This is a genomic window from Streptomyces sp. NPDC053432, assembly GCF_055585365.1.
The window spans coordinates 92,933-111,129 of sequence record NZ_JBVJKF010000020.1 but is presented as its reverse complement, the minus strand read 5'-3'; the positions used below and the strand labels follow the sequence as shown (position 1 = coordinate 111,129).

Genomic DNA, 18,197 nt, shown 5'->3' with positions numbered 1-18,197 from the left:
GCATGCTGTTCGACACCGTGACGGACGCGATCGGCGGGACCCCGCTGGTCCGGCTGCGTCTGGGCGAGGCCCGGGGCGTGGAGGTCTACGCCAAGCTGGAACTGCAGAACCTCTTCGCGATGAAGGACCGCGTCGCCCGCAACATCCTGCTGGAGGCCCGACGGCTGGGCACCCTGAAGCCGGGCGACCCCGTCATCGAGAGCTCCTCGGGGACCATGGCCCTCGGCGTCGCCCTCGTCGGCCGCTCCCTGGGCCACGAGGTGCACATCGTCACCGACCCGCGCATCGACCCCGTCACCCTCGCCAAACTCCGCGCCCTGGGCTGCCGGGTGCACGTCGTCGAGGCCATGACCAGCCACGGCTGGCAGAGCGCCCGCCTGGAGCGGCTCGCGGAGCTGCTCGCCGAACTGCCCGGCGCCTTCTGGCCGCAGCAGTACACCAACCCCGACAACCCCGGCGCCTACCGCACCCTCGCCGGGGAGCTCCTGGCGGACCTGGGCCGGTTCGACACCCTCGTCGGAGCCGTAGGCAGCGGCGGCTCCCTGTGCGGCACCGCCCGGGCGCTGCGCGAGCGGCTGCCCGCCCTGCACGTCGTCGGCGTCGACTGCGTGGGCAGCGCCCTCTTCGGCCAGCCCGACGTACCGCAGCGGCTGCAGAGCGGGCTGGGCAACAGCCTGCTGCCCAAGAACCTGGACCGCACCCTCGTCGACGAGGTGCACTGGCTCAACGACCACGAGGCCTTCGCCGCGACCTGGGACCTCGCCCGCGAGCAGCAGATCTTCGGCGGCAACACCTCGGGCTCCGTCTACCGGGTCCTCACCGGCCTCGCCGACCGCGCCGAGCCCGGGACCCGGATCGTCGGCATCCTCCCCGACCGCGGCGACCGCTACGCCGACACCGTCTACGACGACGGGCACTGGGACGCGCACCGGCTGCGCGAGGTGCCCACCGCCACCGCGCCGGCCGCCCTCGGACCCGACGGGATCGCCCGCACCTGGTCCACCGCCGCCTACAGCCCGCCCGCCGGGATCCGCCGGCACCTGCTGTTCGTGGAGTCCAACACCACCGGCACCGGCATGCTCGCGCTGGAGCGGGCGCGCGAACTGGGCACCGTACCCGTCCTGCTGACCGGCGACCCCGACCGCTACCGGGGACTCGCGGAGACCGGCGCCGAGGTGGTCCGCTGCGACACCAACTCCGACGCCGCCCTGCGCGCCGCCGTACAGGAGCGGTTCCGCCGCGAGGAGATCGCCGGGGTCACCACCACCAGCGACTTCTACGTACCGGCCGCCGCCCGTACCGCCCAGTGGCTCGGCCTGCCCGGCAACCCGCCCGAGGCGGTGGCCGTCTGCCGCGACAAGTCCGCCCTGCGCGAGAGGCTGCGGGCCGCGGGCGTCCGCCAGCCCCGTTACTCCCTCGTCCGCGAGCCGGCCGGAGCCGCGGCCGCCGTCGCCCGCACCGGACTGCCGTGCGTGGTCAAGCCCGCCGACGACTCGGGCTCCACCAACGTCCTGCTCTGCGCCGACGAGGCCGAGGTCCGCGCCCAGATCGAGCGGATCCTCGCCATCGACACCAACGTGCGGGGCATGCCCACCGCCCGCACCGTCCTCGTCGAGGAGTACCTGGACGGGCCGGAGTACAGCGTCGAGATGTTCGGCGGGGACGGGCAGGCCGTGTGCGTGGGCATCACCGCCAAGACCGTGACCACCGGCCCGCACTTCGTCGAACACCGCCACCTCTTCCCCGCCCCGCTGCCCGCCGACACCGCCCAGTCGATCATCGACACGGTGACGGCGGCCCTGGACGCGGCCGGGATCCGGCTGGGCGCCACCCACACCGAGGTCAAACTGACCGCCGACGGGCCCGCCCTCGTCGAGATCAACCCGCGCCCGGCCGGCGGCATGATCCCCGAACTGATCCGGCTCGCCACCGGCGTCGACCTCCTCGACGCGCAGCTGCGCGCCGCCCTCGGCCTGCCCCCGCACCTGAAGGCGGAGGAGGCGGGCCACGCCGGGATCCAGTTCCTCCTCGCCGACACCGAGGGCACCCTCACGGCCGTCCACGGCGCCGAGGCCGCGGCGGCCGTCGAGGGAGTCGAGTCGGTGCTGGTCACCGCCGCCCCCGGAACTCCCGTACGCACGCCCCGCAGCGCCTCCGACCGGCTCGGGCACGTGATCGCCCGCCACGCGGAGCCCGCCGGCGTGCACGCCGCCCTCGACGCGGCGCATGCCCTGGTCCGCCTCGACGTCGAGGCCGCCCCCCGCTCCTGATCCTCCGCCGTACCCGTTCCGACGACGCGCCGTACGACCCGTACGGCCGCACCCGACCCGAAAGGCGAACCGCCATGAGCAACCCCTTCGAGAACGACAACGCCTCCTACGTCGTGGTCCGCAACGACGAGCTCCAGCACTCCCTGTGGCCCGCCGCCAACCCCGTCCCGGCCGGCTGGACCGTGGTGCACGGCCCCGACGGCCGCCAGGCCTGCCTGGACCACGTCGAGCGGGTCTGGACCGACATGCGCCCCGCCTCCCTGGTGGCCGCCCTCGCCGGGAACGCGCCCCGTGGCTGAGCCCCTCCACCGCACCGGGCACCCGGCCGGACCCGACCCCGTACGGACCCTGCGCACCCTCTTCGCCGAGGTGCTCGGCCGCGCCGAGGTCGACGCGGGCCACAGCTTCACCGGGCTGGGCGGCGACAGCATCCAGGCGATCCAGGTCGTCAGCCGTGCCCGCGCGGCCGGCCTGGTCGTCAGCACCCGCGACGTGCTCCGCGCGGAGAGCGTGAGCGCGCTCGCCGCCACCGCCCGCGCCCAGGGCCGGGTGGGCGAGGACGCCGGGCCGACCACGCCCGCGCGCCGCCTGGGCCCGCTGGCACCCACCCCCATCATGGGCTGGCTCGCCGAACTCGGCGGTCCCGTCGACACCTACAACCAGTCGCTCGTCCTGCGCACCCCGCCGGGCTTCGGGGCGGCCGCCGCCGAACGCACCGTCCAGGCGCTCCTGGACACCCACGAGATGCTCCGCCTGCGACTGCCCGACGGGATCGGGGCCACCGGCGCCGAACCGGTCGTACCGCCCGCGGGCTCCGTCGCCGCGGCGGACCTGCTGGAGCACGTGGACGCCCGCGGGACCGGCAAGGCGGAACTCCCCGCCCTGACCCGGGAGCGGATGCGGGCCGCACGGCGGCTGCTCTCGCCCCGCGACGGCCACATGCTGCGCGCCGTACGCCTGGACCGGGGAGCCGGACAGCAGGGACGGCTCGCGCTCGTCATCCACCACCTCGTGGTCGACGGCGTCTCCTGGCGGATCCTCCAGGACGACCTGCGCAGCTGCTGGACGGCCCTCACCGAGGGACGCGAGCCCGTCCTGGAACCGGCGCCGACCCCCTTCGCGCACTGGGCCGACCTGCTGCGCGCGGAGGCCACCTCCGGCCGCCGGACCAGCGAGGCCGACCGCTGGGCCGCCGTCCTGCGTGAAGCCCCCCAGCCCCTGGCCGGGGTCCGCCCGGCCGGCGGCCTCGACCCCGAGAGTCCGGAGAACACCCTCACCCTGACCCTCGGGCCGGACGTGACGGGCCCCCTGCTCACCACCGCGCCCGGCCTCGTCAACGGCACCGTCAACGACGTGCTGCTGACCGCCCTGGCCCTCGCCGTGCTCGGCCGGCGCGGCGCCGACGGCGCCGACGGGGCGGACGGGGCGGACGGGGCGGACCAGGAGGGCGCCGTCCTCATCGACGTCGAGGGCCACGGCCGGGAGGACATCGTCGACGGCACCGACCTCTCCCGCACCGTCGGCTGGTTCACCACCGTGTTCCCCGTCCGCCTCGCGCTGGGCCGCCCCGACCTCGACGAGGCCCGCGCGGGCGGACCCGCGGTCGGCGCCGCCCTGCGGCTGGTCAAGGAGGAACTGCGCGCCGTACCCGACAAGGGCATCGGCTTCGGCCTGCTGCGCCACCTCAACTCCCGTACCGGGGCCGATCTCGCCGCCCGCGGCATCCCCCAGATCGGCTTCAACTACCTCGGCCGGTTCCCGATGGGCGGCGACGCCCCCTGGGACGCCGCGCCCGGCCACGCCTTCGCCCTCGACGACGCCGACGAAGGCCTCCCGATGGCCCACGCCGTGGAGGTCAACGCGGCCGCCCACGAAGGCCCGGACGGCCCCATGCTCAGCGCCACCTGGACCTGGGCGGGCAACGCCCTGCCCGGTCCGTGGGTCCACGACCTCGCGCGGGAGTGGTTCACCATGCTGCGCGCCGTCGTCACCCATGCCGCCCGCCCCGACGCCGGCGGGCTGACCCCCTCCGACGTCTCCCTCGTCCAGGTCAGCCAGGCCGACCTCGACACCTTCGAATCCCAGCTCGGAGCCCTGTTGTGATCCCTCTGTCCCACGCCCAGCAGCGGCTGTGGTTCCACGCCCGGGACGGCGCCGACGGCGCGCTCTACCACATCCCCGTCGGACTGCGGCTGCGCGGCGCCCTCGACCGCCGGGCCCTGCGTGCCGCGCTCGCGGACGTCAGCGGCCGCCACGAGGCACTGCGCACCGTCTTCCCCGACCAGGCGGGCCGCCCCCACCAGCGGGTCCTGGACCCCGCGGACGCCGCCCCGGTGCTCACCGTCACCGACTGCCCGCCTGCCGAACGCGCCCTGCGGGCCGAGGAGGCCTCGTCCCGGCCGTTCGACCTCCGCTCCGAACCACCCCTGCGCGCCGACCTGTTCACCGACGGAGCCGAGGACCCCTACCTGCTCCTGGTCCTGCACCACATCGCGGGCGACGGCCACTCCGTGAACATCCTCCTCCGCGACCTCGCCGCCGCCTACACCGCCCGCTGCGCCGGCCGGTCGCCCGAGTGGCCCGAACTGCCCGTCCAGTACCCGGACTACGCGCTCTGGCAGCGTGAACTCCTCGGCCCCGCCCAGGACCCCGCCTCCCTGCACGGCCGGCTGCTCACCCACTGGGCGGCCGTCCTCGACGGCCTGCCCGAGGAACTGCCACTGCCCGCCGACCGGCCGCGCCCGGCCGTGGCCGGCCACCGGGGCGCGCTGGTGGAGGCACGGACCGACGCCGCCGTCCACGCCGGACTGGCCGCGCTGGCCCAGGGCGCCCGCGCCACCCCGTTCATGGCCGTCCAGGCCGCTTTCGCTGCCCTGCTCACCCGCCTCGGCGCCGGCACCGACCTGCCGCTGGGCTGCCCCGTCGACGGCCGGGACGACGAAGCCCTCACCGAGCTCGTGGGCCTCTTCGTCAACACCCTGATCGTGCGCGCCGACACCTCGGGCGACCCCACCTTCACGGAGCTGCTGGGCCGGGTGCGCACCGCCGCCCTGGAGACGTACGCGCACCAGGAACTGCCCTTCGAATCGCTGGTCGAGCGCCTCAACCCGGCCCGCTCGCCCGCCCGCCACCCGCTCTTCCAGGTCGCCGTCTCCGCCCAGCGCGGCGAGCCGCTGCCCCCCGCCTTCGCGGGCCTGCGGGCCGAGGTGGAGGCGGTGCGCACCGACACCGCCAAGTTCGACCTCACCCTGGAGGTGGAGGAGCTCCACGACCCGGCCACCGGGCAGCCCCTGGGCGTGGCCCTCGGACTGGAGTACGCGAGCGACCTGTTCGACGGGGCCACGGCCCGACGCCTGCTGGACCGTCTCGTTCACCTCATCGGCGCAGTCGTCCGCGAGCCCGGCGTCCCGCTGTCCGCACTCGACGTCCTGCTGCCCGGGGAGCGTGCCGACCTGCTGGAGCACTGGCAGGGCGCGCCCGTCGACCCCGACGCCCGGACCGTCCACGGGGCCTTCGAGGAGCGGGCCGCCGCCCACCCGGGCCGCCCCGCCGTGCTCTGCGCCGGCCGGGAGACCACGTACGGCGAACTCGACGCCCAGGCGGACCGGATCGCCGGACGGCTGCGCGCCCTCGGCATCCGGCCGGGCGAGTCCGTCGCCGTACTGATGGACCGCTCCGCCGACCTCGTCGCCGCCTGCCTGGGCATCCTCAAGGCGGGCGCCGCCTACCTGCCGTTGGACGCGCGGGCTCCGCGGGCCCGTACCGAGGCCGTGCTCACCGCGGCCGGGGCCGCCGTCCTCGTCACCGACGTCCCGGACGGGCAGCCCGTACCGGCGGGTCCGCGTCACGTACTGCGGCCGGACGGACGGTCAGCCACGGAAGCCGGGACGGCCGGGACGGCTGGGACCACAGGGACCGCCGGGCCGAGCGGGCCGAGCGGGCCGAGCGGGCACGCCGACGCGCTCGCCTACCTGATGTACACCTCCGGCTCCACCGGCACCCCCAAGGGCGTGGCCGTCTCCCACCGCGAGGTCGTCGCCCTCGCCACCGACCGGCGCTGGCGCGGCGGCGCGCACGAGCGGGTGCTGTTCCGCTCGCCGCACGCCTTCGACGCCTCCACCTACGAACTGTGGGTGCCGCTCCTGAACGGCGGCCTGGTCGTCGTCGCCCCGCCCGGCGAACTCGACGTCGACGCGCTGGCCCGGCTGATGGCCGAGGAGAAGGTCACCGGGACCTTCCTCACCGCCACCCTCTTCAACGTCCTCGCCGACCGCTGCCTGCCCGCGCTCGGCACGCTGCACGAGGTGATGACCGGAGGCGAGGCCGCCTCGCCGTCCATGGTCCGCCGGGTCCGCGAGGCCTGCCCCCGCACCACCGTCACCAACGCCTACGGACCCACCGAGACCACCACCTTCGCGGCGACCTTCGCCGTCGGCCCGGGCCAGGAGGCCCCCACCGGACAGGTCCCGATCGGCCGCCCCCTCGACGGTACGCGGCTGCACGTCCTGGACGAACGGCTCGGCCTCGTACCGCCCGGCGTCACCGGCGAGCTCTACATCGCGGGCGCCGGACTCGCCCAGGGCTACCTCGGCCGGCCCGGGCTGACCGCCGAACGCTTCGTCGCCTGCCCGTACGGCCCCCCGGGCAGCCGCATGTACCGCACCGGCGACCTGGCCCGCTGGACCGCCGGCGGCCATGTCGAGTACCTCGGCCGCGCCGACCGGCAGGTCAAGATCCGTGGCCTGCGCATCGAACCCGCCGAGATCGAGCACGTCCTGGCCGGCCACCCGGCGGTGGGCCAGGCCGCCGTCACCGTCGTGGACACGGCCGCCGGCCCCGCGCTGGCGGGCTACGCCGTCCCCGCCGAGGGCACCCCCGCACCCGACCCGCGGGAACTGCGCGAGCACCTGCGCGCCCGGCTGCCCGACTACATGGTGCCCGCCACCCTCACCCTGCTCGACGCCTTCCCCGTGACCGCCAACGGCAAGACCGACCTGGCCGCCCTGCCCGTGCCCGGCCCTGCGACGACCGGCACCGCGGGGCGCCGCCAGGAGCCGCGCACCGACGACGAGCGCGCCCTGTGCGCAATCTGGGAGCAGGTCCTGGGCGTCCCGCACATCGGCGTCCACGACAGCTTCTTCGACCTCGGCGGACACTCCCTGCTCGCCACCCAGCTGCTCGCCGAGGTCCGGGACCGGTTCGGCGGTGCCGTCGGCATCCGCCAGTTCTTCACCGGCCCCACCGTCGCCGAACTGGCCGCCGCCCTGCCCGCGGCCACGGCCGCCGGAGCCGGTGCCGAGGACCCGCCGATCGTCCGCCGGGCCCGCCGCGCCCAGACCGCCTGACCACCGAAGGAACACCACCGTGAACCACCCGCTGTCCACCCCTGCCGCCGCCGCACCCGCCGACACCCCGGCCCGCGCCGCCCGCTCCCTGGTCGAGGACGTCCTGCCGCTGTCCCCGCTCCAGGACGGCATCCTCTTCCACGCCCTCTTCGACGAGGAGGAACGCGACGTCTACGTGGCCCAGCTGCTCCTCGACCTCGACGGCCCCCTCGACGCGGACCGGCTGCGCGCCGCCGCCGACACCGTCCTGGACAGGCACGCCAACCTCCGAGCCGGCTTCCTGCGCCGGGCCACCGGCGAACCCGCCCAGGTCGTCCGGCGCGGCGTACGGGCCCCCTGGCAGCAGGTGGACCTGTCCGGGCTCGGCGAGAGCGAACGCACCGCCGCCGTCGACACCCTCCTCGCCGAGGACCGGGCCACCCGCTTCGACCTCGCCCGGCCGCCGCTGCTGCGCTTCACCCTCGTCCGCACCGGCCCGCTGTCCCACCGGCTGCTGCTGACCTACCACCACATCGTGATGGACGGGTGGTCCTGGCCGGTCCTGGTCCGCGAACTCCTCGCCCTGCACCACGCCGACGACGCGCCGCTGGGACCCGTCACCCCGTACTCCGCCTTCCTGAGCCGGCTCCACAGCCGCGACACGGCCGCCGCCCAGGACGCCTGGACCCGCGCCCTGGACGGCCTGCCCGGCGGAACCCGTACCGCGCCCGTGTCCCCGCCGCCCGGCTCGGTGCTGCCCGACCGCGTGGAGACGTACCTGCCCGAGTCCCTCACCGAACGGCTCGGCGCCCTCGCCCGCGCCCACCGGATCACCTCCGGAACCCTGCTCCAGGGAGCCTGGGCACTCCTGCTCGGCCGGCAGATCCGCTCCGAGGACGTGGTCTTCGGCGCCATCGTCAGCGGCCGCGACCCCGAACTGCCCGGCGTCGCCGACATCGTGGGCCTGTGCATCAACACCGTGCCGGTCCGGGTACGGATCGACCCGGCCGAGTCCCTCGTCGCGCTGTTCGAGCGGCTCCAGGACGAGCAGGCGCGCCTGATCGACCACCACCACCTGGGCCTGGTCGAGATCCAGCGGCTCGCGGGAGCGGGCGAGCTCTTCGACTCCTGCGTCGCCTTCCAGAACTACCCGGTCGACGCGGCCGGCCTCGCCGCACTCGGCGCGGGCGGGCTCCAGGTCACCGCAGTGGACCCGTACGACGCCGCCCACTATCCGCTCTCGCTGACCGCCATCCCCGGCGACCGGCTGCGGCTGCAGATCGACTACCGGCCGGACGTCTTCGACCGCGCCACCGCCCAGGCCATGGTCGAACGCCTCGCCCGGCTCCTGGAAGCCGTCGCCGAGGACCCCACGTGCCCGGTGGGCACCGTGGACCTGCTCTCGCCCGCCGAACGGCACCGCGTCCTGGTCGAATGGAACGACACGGCCCGCGACGAGGAGTACGCGGAGGTCGTCGAGCGGGTCCGGCAGCAGGCCGTGCGCCGCCCCGACGCCGTCGCCACCACCGACGACACCGGCCGCGAACTGGGCTACGCGGACCTCGTGGCCCGCGCCGACGCCCTCGCCCTGGCCCTGCTCGCCGACGGGGTGCGCCCCGGCGACCTGGTCGCCGTACTCAGCGAACCCACCGCCCGCGTCCCCGTCGCGATGCTCGGCATCCTCGGCTCCGGTGCGGCCTACGTCCCCCTCGACCCGGAGGGACCCGTCGCCCGCACCGCCGACCTCCTGGCGAGCGGCGGGATCGCCCGCCTGCTGGCCGCCCCCGAACAGCGGGCGCGTGCCGAGGAGATCGCCGCCGCGGTCCCCGGCGGGCTGCCCGTCCTGGTGATCGACGACGCGGCCGCCGTGGCCCCGGGCGAGCGCCCGGCACCGGCCGGCGGACCCGACGCCCTCGCCTACGTCTGCTTCACCTCGGGCTCCACCGGCAAGCCCAAGGGCGCCATGGTCCACCGCCGGGGCATGAACAACCACCTCCTGGCCAAGGTCGAGGACCTCGGACTCGGCGACGGCGACCGCGTGGTGATGAACGCCCCGCTCACCTTCGACATCTCCGTGTGGCAGATGCTCGCCCCGCTGATCACCGGCGGACAGGTCCACCTGGTCACCCGCGACACCGCCCGCGACCCGGCCGCCCTCTTCGACGACGCCGCCCGCCGGGGGATCACCGTCCTGGAGACCGTGCCCTCCTTCGTCCGCGCCGCCGTCGACCTGTGGGACACCGGCGTGCTGCCGCCGGCCCTGCCCGAGCTGCGCTGGTTCATCGTCAACGGCGAGGTACTGCCGCCCGAACTGTGCACCCGCTGGTACGCGCGCCACCCGCAGGCCGCGATCGTCAACGCCTACGGCCTCACCGAGTGCTCCGACGACAACACGCACGCCTTCATCGGCCCCGACGTCCACGCCCAGCTGGAACACGGCCGGCTGCCCGTCGGACGGCCGCTGCGCAACAACTCCCTCTACCTGCTGGACGCCGCGCTCGCCCCCGTACCGCCGGGTGTGCCCGGCGAACTCTTCATCGGCGGCACCGGCGTGGGCCCCGGATACCTGCGCGATCCGCGCCGCTCCAGCGAGCGCTACGTCCCCGACCCGTTCTCCACCGTGCCCGGCAGCCGCATGTACCGCACCGGCGACCTCGCCCGGATGCGGGCCGACGGCCAGCTCGACTTCCTCGGCCGCCAGGACCACCAGGTCAAGGTCCGCGGCAACCGCATCGAACTGGGCGAGGTGGAGACCGCGCTGCGCGCCGTGCCGGGCGTCGGCGAGGCCGTGGTCGCCGTCGACCGGGACCACGCGGGCCAGCAGCGGCTCATCTGCTACTTCACCGGCACGCCCACCGCCGAGGAGGTCCGCACGGAACTGGGCCGGAACCTCCCCAACTACATGGTCCCGTCGCTGTTCCTGCACCTGCCGCGGTTCCCGCTCACCGTCAACGGCAAGCTCGACCGCAAGGCGCTCCCCGACCCGGCCACCGTGCACCGCCCGGCCGGACGGCTGCCCGCCACCCCCACCGAGAAGACGGTCTGCGAGATCTTCGCCTCCGTCCTCGGCCTCCAGGAGGCCGGGATGGACGACGACTTCTTCGCCCACGGCGGCCACTCGCTCCTCGCCACCCGGCTGGCCGGCCGGATCGGCACCGAACTCGGCGTACGGCTGAACATCCGCGATCTCTTCGAGACGCCCACCCCCGCGGGCATCGCCGCCCGCCTCGCCGAGGCCGCCACCGCCCCCGCCCGGCCCGCGCTGCGCCCCCGCTCCCGTGAGCGGGCGTAACCGGCCCCACCAGGCCTGACCAGGCCTGACAAGGTCCGACCGCGCCGCGAAGAGCCCGACCGCACCCCCAGGAGACACCACCACCATGAGCCCGACCGAGACCACCCCCGTGCCCCTGCGCATCGCGCACCGGGCGGGGCTCACACCCGAGGCCACCGCCGTCCGCGGACCCGAAGGCCAACTGACGTACCGTCAATTCGACCGGCGGGCGCGCGCGGTGGCCGAGGAGCTGCGCGCGGCCGGCGCCGGGCCGGAGGACACCGTGCTCCTGGGGGTGCGCCGCGGCGTCCACTGGGCGGTGGGGCTGCTGGGCATCTGGTACGCCGGCGCGGCGCCCCTCCTGGTGGACCTCGACGCCCCCGACGAGCGGCTGCGCACCCTGCTGCGAGCCGCCGGCACCCGGCACGCGGTCGCCCCGGACACCTACGCCGCCGCGATGCTGCAACGCCGCACCGGGAGCGAGCTGTTCTGGGCGTCCACCACGACCCCGGCCCCCACGTCGGCGGCGCCGCCCGCCGACGTCGCACCGGGGTCCCTCGCCTACGTGCTCTTCACCTCCGGATCCACCGGGCAGCCCAAGCCCGTGGCGGTCGGCCACGCCGGACTCGCCGCACAGGTCGCCACCCTGGCCGAACGCTACGGGCTGACCGAGCAGGACGTGGTCCTGCAGTTCGCGGCCCCCGCCTTCGACGTCAGCCTGGAGGAGGCCCTGCCCACCTGGTGCACGGGCGGCGCGGCCGTCTTCGTCAAGGACAACGTCCTGTCGCCCGCCGAACTGGAGCCGTTCCTGGCCGCGGAGCGGATCAGCCTCGTCAACCTGCCCACCCCGTACTGGTCGCAGTGGGCCAAGGACCTGGAGCGCGCCCCCCGGCCGCTGCCGTCCGCACTGCGCCGGGTGGTGATCGGCAGCGACGCGGGCCGCACCGCGGACCTCACGCGCTGGACGACGGCCGGCCGGCCCCCGGTGATCAGCTGCTACGGGCTCACCGAGTCCACGATCACCGCCACCTCCTACGAGCCGGCACCGGCCGAACTCGCCGGCTTCACCGGCGAGGAGCTGATCCCGCTCGGCGAACCCCTGTCCGGTGTGCGGGCGTACGTCCTGGACGAGGAACTGCGCGAGGCGCCCCCCGGCACCGCGGGCGAGCTGTACCTCGCGGGTTCCTGCCTGGCGCGCGGCTACCACGGCCGGCCGGGCCTGACCTCCGAGCGGTTCGTCGCCGACCCCTTCGCCGACTCCCCGGGCGGGCGCATGTACCGCACGGGCGACCGGGTCGTCCGCGCCTGTGGCGGCGGCCCGCTCGTCTTCCTCGGGCGCGCCGACGACCAGGTCAAGATCCGCGGCCACCGCGTCGAACTCAAGGAGGTGGAGGCGGCCGTGTCCGCCCACCCCGACGTCGTCGACGTGGTCGTGCGCGCGGTCGCGGCGGCCGACGGACCGCAGCTCGCCGCCTGGGCCGCCGTCACGGTGGACAGCCCCCTCACCCCGGACGAACTGCGCCGTCACCTGCTGGCCAAGATGCCCGGATACCTCGTACCGGCCGTGGTGACACTGATGGAGCGGCTGCCCCGTACCCCGGGCGGCAAGCTCGACCCCAAGGCGCTCCCCGCGCCCGCCCTCCGATGAACCCGCACCCCGCGGACCCCGTCCGCGACCAGACAAGGAACGCACCCGTGTCCGTCACCACCGACGAGTCCGCCGAGACCGGCCAGGCCGTGGAGCGCCGGCAGCGCAGCGACTTCCGTCTCTTCATGTCCTCGCACATCTGCAACGAGCTGGGCGGCAGCATCACGTACGTGGCCCTGCCGCTGATGGCGGTGCTCACCCTCGACGCCTCGGCGATGCAGGCGGGTCTGCTGTCCGCGGCGGAACACGCGGCGTTCCTGCTGCTGGGCCTGCCCGCCGGGGCCTGGGTGGACCGGATGCGCAAGCGCCGCGTGATGATGGCCGCCGACCTGGCGCGCGCCCTCCTGCTGACGGCGCTGCCGGTGGCCTACCTGCTGGACCTGCACTCGATGCCGCTGCTGTACGCGGTCGCCCTGCTGCTGGGCTGCGCCCGGCTGTTCGGTGACGTCGCCGATCAGAGCTATCTTCCGACCCTCATCGGCAAGAACACCCTGATCGCGGGCAACTCGAAGCTGGAGACGGTGCGTTCGGGGGCCGAATTCGCCGGCCCCGGCATCGCCGGATTCCTGGTGCAACTGCTGGGCGCGGCCGGGACGCTGGCCGGCCAGGCCGTCACCTCAGTGGTGTCCGTGGTCCTGCTGGGCCGGATCGGGGCCCGGGAGGAGAAGCCGGAACCGGCCCCGCGCCGGCACCTGCTGCGTGAGGTCCGCGAGGGGCTGAGCTACGTCCTGAGCCACCGGATCCTGCGGCTCATCGCCCTGAACACGGCCGCCGTGAACCTGTTCCTCAGTGCGGTCATGGCCATCGAGGTGCTCTTCCTGACCCGGACCGTCGGGCTGCCGCCCGCGGCCGTCGGCTGGGTGCTGACGACGGCCACGATCGGCTCGGTGCTGGCCGCCACCGCCGCGGACCGGGTGACCCGGGCCGTCGGCGCGGCCCGGCTCACGTGGCTGTCCCTGCTGGTGACCATGCCCTTCGGGCTACTGCTCCCGCTGGCCGACAAGGACTGGCGGATCGGCCTGTTCGTGCTCGGATCGCTCGTCCAGTCGGCCGGCGTCACCCTGTACAACATCTGCCAGGTCACCTACCGGCAGACGGTCTGCCCGCCCCACCTGCTCGGCCGGATGACCGCCACCATGCGCTTCCTGGTGTGGGGCGTGCTGCCCCTGAGCGGACTGCTGGCGGGACTCCTCGGTGAACTCCTGGGAGTGCGGGACGCGCTGTGGGTGTGCGCCGCGGCCCTGTCGGCGGCCCCGCTGGTCCTGCTCCGCTCCCCGCTGCGGCGGATGCGCACGTTCGAGGACGATGCCCCGGTGGTCGGGGCCGAGGCGGAGGTTACGGGCGCGCGGCCGGCTCAGTAGCCCATCCGGAAGGCGATGTGGGTGAGCTGGGTCCGGTTCGCCGCGCCGGTCTTGCTGCGCAGCCGGCGCAGATAGGTGTCGACCGTGTGCGGGCTCAGCCCCATCCGGCACGCGATCATCCGGTAGGTGTCCCCCTGTGCGAGGTAGGCGAGGACCTCCTGCTCGCGGGGGGTCAGGGAGGGCAGCTCCGGCTCCGGCGCGCGGGCGGTGAGCGTGGTGGTGTGCAGCATGTGGGCTCCGGATTCCGGATCGAAGGAGTGGGGGAGCGGCGGGGCTCGGCACCCCCGGTGGCGGTGCGATCACTTTGGGTGTGATCGCACCGTTTCGGACGTCCGGGGCCTGAAGTGGCCAAACACCCGCTGCTGTTCGTGTGGTCCAGCCTTTCGCCCTGCTTATCCTGGCGCCAGGGGGCGGGCACCTCACCAAAGTGCTTGGCAGTAAAGCGACCAGGGGCGAAAAAGGCAAAGTGGGGCAATGCAAACATCTGACGTGTCGCCGGATTCGAACAATGCCGATGTCGACATCGATGTCTACGGCTGGGTGCTCGAACACCGGACGGTGGACGTGGACGCGGTGGCCGCCGGTACGGGGCGCGAGGCGGACGAGGTCCGGCACAGTGTGACCCGCCTGCGCGCCTCACGCCTGCTGCACGTGAGCCCGAGCGACCCGGCGGTCGCCTTCGCGGTGGCTCCGGACACGGCCGCCGAGCAACTCGTCGCGCCTCTGGAGGCGCAGATCCGCGACCAGCAGCGCGCGATCAGCGAGATCCGCGAGGAGCTGGGTCGCTTCCTGCCGCATTATCTGGGCCGCCGGGCCCCGGGGGAGTCGCTGGAGGTCCTGGAGAGCCTGGAGGACGTGCGCGGGGCACTCAACCGGGCCTCCCTCAACTGCACGACCGAGATGATCAGCTCGCAACCCGGGGGCGGCAGCAGGGTGCCGGAGGCGATGCAGGAGGCGCTGCGGCGGGACGAGACGATGCTCCAGCGCGGGGTCTCGATCCGGACCCTTTACCACCACACGGCCCGCTTCAACGGGCCGAGTCAGGCCTACGTCGCGGCCGCGTCCGTACTGGGGGCGCAGTACCGCACCGCGCACGAACTGTTCGGCCGGCTCATCGTCTTCGACCGGGAACTGGCCTTCATACCGGTCTCCGACGGCAGTTGGGGCGCCGTGGTGATCCGCGAGCCGTCGACCGTCGCCTACCTGTGCAGCATCTTCGACCAGACCTGGGACCTGGCCTCCCCGTTCTCGGCCGCCGCGGGTCAGGGGCTCGAGGAGGTGGCCCGCGAGATCCACGAGACGATCATCCGGCTGCTCGCGGCGGGGCTGAAGGACGAGGCCATCGCCCGTCGCCTCGGCATGTCGCTGCGCACCGCCCGGCGCCACATCGCCGACATCATGCAGGAGCTGGGGGCGGGCAGTCGCTTCCAGGCCGGTGTGGCCGCCGCCGCGCGCGGACTGCTGGACCTCGAGGGCCAGGTGGACGGGGAACTGGTACAGCCTTCCTGACCTGGTGTCACGCGTTTTCGTGTCTGTCGCGGTCGGCGGGCGTGTCGCATGCTGCTGGGATGGGAGCTGTGGAGCCGCCGAACAAGAGGGGCACGTGATGGACATGCCGGATGAAGCCTGGGAACGGGCGGCCCCGCATCTGCGGGAGATCGTCCTGTTCCTCTCGGTCCACCTGGACCGGGCGCCGGGTGTGCTGTGGCCCGAGTACGACAACCCGGCCTTCGGTGACGTCGACGGCAATGACGCCGGTGACGACGTCGGTGACGCCGAAGAAGTCGACGAGGTCGAGGACGCCTGCGACACCGGGCGGGCGGGCTCGGCGGGCCGCGGTGTGTGCCCGGCGCAGGTGGACCGGTTCACCGCCGAACTGGCCTCGCTGACGGGCCTGTCCGTGCGGCTGGACCGGGTGGAGACGGCCGTGGCCGCCCCGGCCGTCGGTGCGGGCGCGGCCGGGACCGGGCAGCCCGGGGGCCGGGAGCACCTGCTGATCCACCAGATCGCCGGGGCCGTGACCTGGCAGCTGACCGGGACCGGCGACAGCGGCGGGCCGGAGTCCTTCCAGTGCCGGCTGCTGCCCGGCGAGCTGCTGTACGTACCGGCCGGCTGGTCGCGTCGCCGCGTCGGCGCAGCGCGGGCCCGGTACGCGGTCATCTGTCTGGGCAGCAAGGTCGGTTGACGGCGCGCGGGGTGAAAGGGGGGAGGGAGGATCGCGATGCGATCCTCCCTCCCCCCTCTTTTCCGACGGCCCTACGGGCCAGTGGGATCAGCCACCCCAGGAGCTGTCGTTCGTGTCGCGGCCCCGGCCGCCCGGCGGCGTGTTGCCGACCGTCGCCGCCCGGCCGCCCGGCAGAACGATCTGACGCGGCGTCTGCGTGGTGGTGCTGCCCTCGCTCCCGGTGGTGGTCGTCACGGTCGTCGTGGCCGTGTCGCCCTCGGCGGCCTGTGCGGCGCCGGCGGTGGGCAGCAACAGCGCGGACGCGGCTATGGACAGGGCGACGACGTAACGCTTGAGCATGGGATCCCCCCAGGGGTACGAGCGGTCGGGTCCGGGCGTGGACCACTTCGTGGGCCGTCCGCGCCGGTCGGTGCAGGACCAACCTTGCCGTGCGGAAGGTCCCCCGGTGATCGATCAGGCTGCTCATCAAGCTGCCTGGCGCGATGGTGAGGGGCTGCAAAACCTGATGGACCGGGACTATTCAGTCACAAAACCCGCGCCCACAGGGGCCGCAGACCTCTGCTCGGCCGACGGCTCCGTGCGCTCCGCCGGGCCCCGGCCGTCGAGCTCCTGCCACACCGGGAAGACCAGCGGGGCCAGGGTGACCGTGAGGTACAGCGCCCCCGTCCCCAGCAGCGCCGGCACCAGCCCCGCCGCGTCCAGGGCCAGCCCCGCACCGAGCATGCCCAGCGGCGTCGCCGCCAACGCGGCGGCGACCAGCAGACCGAACACCCGCCCCCGCACCGCCTCGGGCACCCGCTCGTAGGCGACCGACATCATCAGCGGGCCCACGATCCCCGACCCGACGCCGGACAGGGCCAGTACCGCCAGCAGTACCGCCGCCGGGGGCTCGGCGGCCAGCGCGGCACACCGCACCGCCCCGACCAGGACGAAGGCCCCGACGAACACCGCGCGCCGCGGCATCCGGTGCCCCGCCCAGCCGTACAGGGCCGCCCCGAGCAGCGCGCCGGCCCCCATGGCGGTCACCATCGCCCCGAACAGGGCGCTGCTGCGCAGCACCTGGGTTCCGTACGCCGGGTAGAGCACCCCGTTCAGCGCCCCGTCCAGGGCGTTGGTCAGCATCAGGACCCCCACCATCGCGCCGAGGAGCCGGTCCCTGCGCAACTGTCCGGTTCCGAAGCGCAGTTCCTGCGCGTAGGAACCCCGTGGTCGCCCGTTGCCGACCGGGTGCGGACGGGCCGTCGCCGGTACCAGGGTCGCCACGACGAGGGCGCACAACGCCATCGCCGCCAGGTCCGCGAACAGGGTGCGTACGGGGCCGGCGGTCGAGATGAGCAGGCCGGCCAGCGGCGCGCCCGCCATCATGCCGATCCGGCGGGCCCCCTCGACCGCTCCGGTTGCACGCTCCGCCGTGACGCCCGCGCGTTCCATCGCGCCGGGCAGGAGCAGTTGCTTGGAGGTGTCGGACGGGCCGCGGGCCGCCCCGACCAGGAAGACCAGGACGATCAGGACGGGCAGCGGCAGGGCGCCCCAGGCGTGCAGGAGCGGGATCAGGCCGATCGACGCGGCCGTCAGCAGGTCCGCTCCGACGCTGGTCGCACGGACGGGCAGTCGGTCGACCACCGGACCCGCGAGCACGGCGGAACACAGCAGCCCCAGCACCTCGGCGGTGGCGACGAGCCCCGTCCGGGTTCCGCTGCCGGTGCTGTGCAGGACGAACCAGGGCACGGCGACCAGTGTCGCCGCCATGCCGAGCGAGGAGATCCCGCAGGCCGCCACCACGGCGCCCAGTGGGGTGCGGCGGCGCGATGACGCGGAGCCGCCGGGGTACGAGCTGGTCATACGGGGTTCCTTCCGGCACCGCCGCGCCGCCCGGCAGCCCGCGGTGGGTCTGCCGGGCGGCGTGGTGCCCGGGGATCGTCGGGTCAGCCGGCCATGCTCACGCGGAGGCTGAGCGGGCGCATGTCCGTCCACACCCGCTCGATGTGCGCGAGGCACTCCTCCTTGGTGCCGTGTACGTCCTGGTCGTGCCAGCCGGGCGGGACGGGCCGGCCGGCCTCCCAGAGGGAGTACTGCTCCTCGTCGTTGGCCACGACCAGGTACTGCTGCGGGGGCGCGTCGTTCATGGTGTTCTCCTC

At 74.5% G+C, this 18,197-nt stretch carries 13 protein-coding genes; 9 read left to right on the top strand and 4 right to left on the bottom strand.

Annotation, left to right across the window (positions count from 1 at the left end; translation table 11 throughout):
• Positions 1 to 2: 2 nt before the first annotated feature.
• From ACZ6Y1_RS28385 to ACZ6Y1_RS28355, 7 genes are all read left to right on the top strand, one after another.
• The gene (locus tag ACZ6Y1_RS28385; RefSeq protein ID WP_469635878.1) at positions 3 to 2,270 is read left to right on the top strand and encodes a pyridoxal-phosphate dependent enzyme; all 2,268 of its coding nucleotides are present in this window, start codon (positions 3 to 5) and stop codon (positions 2,268 to 2,270) included.
• 74 nt (positions 2,271 to 2,344) lie between these two features.
• Entirely contained in the window at positions 2,345 to 2,569 is a 225-nt protein-coding gene (locus ACZ6Y1_RS28380; RefSeq protein ID WP_366451758.1) for an MbtH family protein, read from the top strand.
• Entirely contained in the window at positions 2,562 to 4,373 is a 1,812-nt protein-coding gene (locus ACZ6Y1_RS28375) for a condensation domain-containing protein (RefSeq protein ID WP_469635874.1), read from the top strand. The genes ACZ6Y1_RS28380 and ACZ6Y1_RS28375 overlap by 8 nt, the downstream gene beginning before the upstream one ends.
• Positions 4,370 to 7,615 carry a non-ribosomal peptide synthetase gene (locus tag ACZ6Y1_RS28370; protein ID WP_469635871.1) on the top strand — a complete coding sequence of 1,082 codons (3,246 nt, stop codon included), beginning with the start codon at positions 4,370 to 4,372 and terminating at the stop codon, positions 7,613 to 7,615. The genes ACZ6Y1_RS28375 and ACZ6Y1_RS28370 overlap by 4 nt, the downstream gene beginning before the upstream one ends.
• A 19-nt stretch (positions 7,616 to 7,634) precedes the next feature.
• Positions 7,635 to 10,886 (top strand): non-ribosomal peptide synthetase, encoded by a 3,252-nt coding sequence (locus ACZ6Y1_RS28365; RefSeq protein WP_469635870.1) that lies wholly within the window; start codon positions 7,635 to 7,637, stop codon positions 10,884 to 10,886.
• 85 nt (positions 10,887 to 10,971) lie between these two features.
• Entirely contained in the window at positions 10,972 to 12,513 is a 1,542-nt protein-coding gene (locus ACZ6Y1_RS28360) for an amino acid adenylation domain-containing protein (protein ID WP_469635865.1), read from the top strand.
• A 47-nt stretch (positions 12,514 to 12,560) separates the two neighbouring features.
• Positions 12,561 to 13,874, top strand: coding sequence for an MFS transporter (locus tag ACZ6Y1_RS28355; RefSeq protein WP_469635863.1), 1,314 nt, complete (start codon positions 12,561 to 12,563; stop codon positions 13,872 to 13,874).
• Here the strand turns inward: ACZ6Y1_RS28355 and ACZ6Y1_RS28350 are convergent.
• The gene (locus ACZ6Y1_RS28350) at positions 13,868 to 14,104 is read right to left on the bottom strand and encodes a response regulator transcription factor (protein WP_469635860.1); all 237 of its coding nucleotides are present in this window, start codon (positions 14,102 to 14,104) and stop codon (positions 13,868 to 13,870) included. The genes ACZ6Y1_RS28355 and ACZ6Y1_RS28350 overlap by 7 nt on opposite strands.
• Before the next feature lie 244 nt (positions 14,105 to 14,348).
• Here ACZ6Y1_RS28350 and ACZ6Y1_RS28345 point away from each other — a divergent pair, with 244 nt between their 5' ends.
• A complete protein-coding gene (locus tag ACZ6Y1_RS28345) occupies positions 14,349 to 15,383 on the top strand; it encodes a helix-turn-helix transcriptional regulator (protein ID WP_469635857.1) in 1,035 nt (344 codons plus the stop codon).
• Positions 15,384 to 15,480: 97 nt separating this feature from the next.
• Complete coding sequence (locus tag ACZ6Y1_RS28340) at positions 15,481 to 16,059, top strand: hypothetical protein (protein ID WP_469635854.1); 579 nt, start codon at positions 15,481 to 15,483, stop codon at positions 16,057 to 16,059.
• A gap of 87 nt (positions 16,060 to 16,146) precedes the next feature.
• Here ACZ6Y1_RS28340 and ACZ6Y1_RS28335 read toward each other — a convergent pair whose 3' ends face one another.
• The 3 genes from ACZ6Y1_RS28335 to ACZ6Y1_RS28325 form a co-directional block, all read right to left on the bottom strand.
• A complete protein-coding gene (locus tag ACZ6Y1_RS28335) occupies positions 16,147 to 16,398 on the bottom strand; it encodes a hypothetical protein (RefSeq protein WP_469635851.1) in 252 nt (83 codons plus the stop codon).
• 177 nt (positions 16,399 to 16,575) lie between these two features.
• Entirely contained in the window at positions 16,576 to 17,901 is a 1,326-nt protein-coding gene (locus tag ACZ6Y1_RS28330; RefSeq protein ID WP_469635849.1) for an MFS transporter, read from the bottom strand.
• A gap of 83 nt (positions 17,902 to 17,984) precedes the next feature.
• Entirely contained in the window at positions 17,985 to 18,185 is a 201-nt protein-coding gene (locus ACZ6Y1_RS28325; protein WP_469635844.1) for an MbtH family protein, read from the bottom strand.
• Between the last annotated feature and the right edge of the window lie 12 nt (positions 18,186 to 18,197).

Coding starts and splice junctions, on each gene's coding strand:
- ACZ6Y1_RS28385 (WP_469635878.1), top strand. CDS start 3: ATGCTGTTCGACACCGTGACGGACGCGATCGGCGGGACCCCGCTGGTC.
- ACZ6Y1_RS28380 (WP_366451758.1), top strand. CDS start 2,345: ATGAGCAACCCCTTCGAGAACGACAACGCCTCCTACGTCGTGGTCCGC.
- ACZ6Y1_RS28360 (WP_469635865.1), top strand. CDS start 10,972: ATGAGCCCGACCGAGACCACCCCCGTGCCCCTGCGCATCGCGCACCGG.
- ACZ6Y1_RS28350 (WP_469635860.1), bottom strand. CDS start 14,104: ATGCTGCACACCACCACGCTCACCGCCCGCGCGCCGGAGCCGGAGCTG.
- ACZ6Y1_RS28345 (WP_469635857.1), top strand. CDS start 14,349: ATGCAAACATCTGACGTGTCGCCGGATTCGAACAATGCCGATGTCGAC.
- ACZ6Y1_RS28340 (WP_469635854.1), top strand. CDS start 15,481: ATGGACATGCCGGATGAAGCCTGGGAACGGGCGGCCCCGCATCTGCGG.
- ACZ6Y1_RS28335 (WP_469635851.1), bottom strand. CDS start 16,398: ATGCTCAAGCGTTACGTCGTCGCCCTGTCCATAGCCGCGTCCGCGCTG.
- ACZ6Y1_RS28330 (WP_469635849.1), bottom strand. CDS start 17,901: ATGACCAGCTCGTACCCCGGCGGCTCCGCGTCATCGCGCCGCCGCACC.
- ACZ6Y1_RS28325 (WP_469635844.1), bottom strand. CDS start 18,185: ATGAACGACGCGCCCCCGCAGCAGTACCTGGTCGTGGCCAACGACGAG.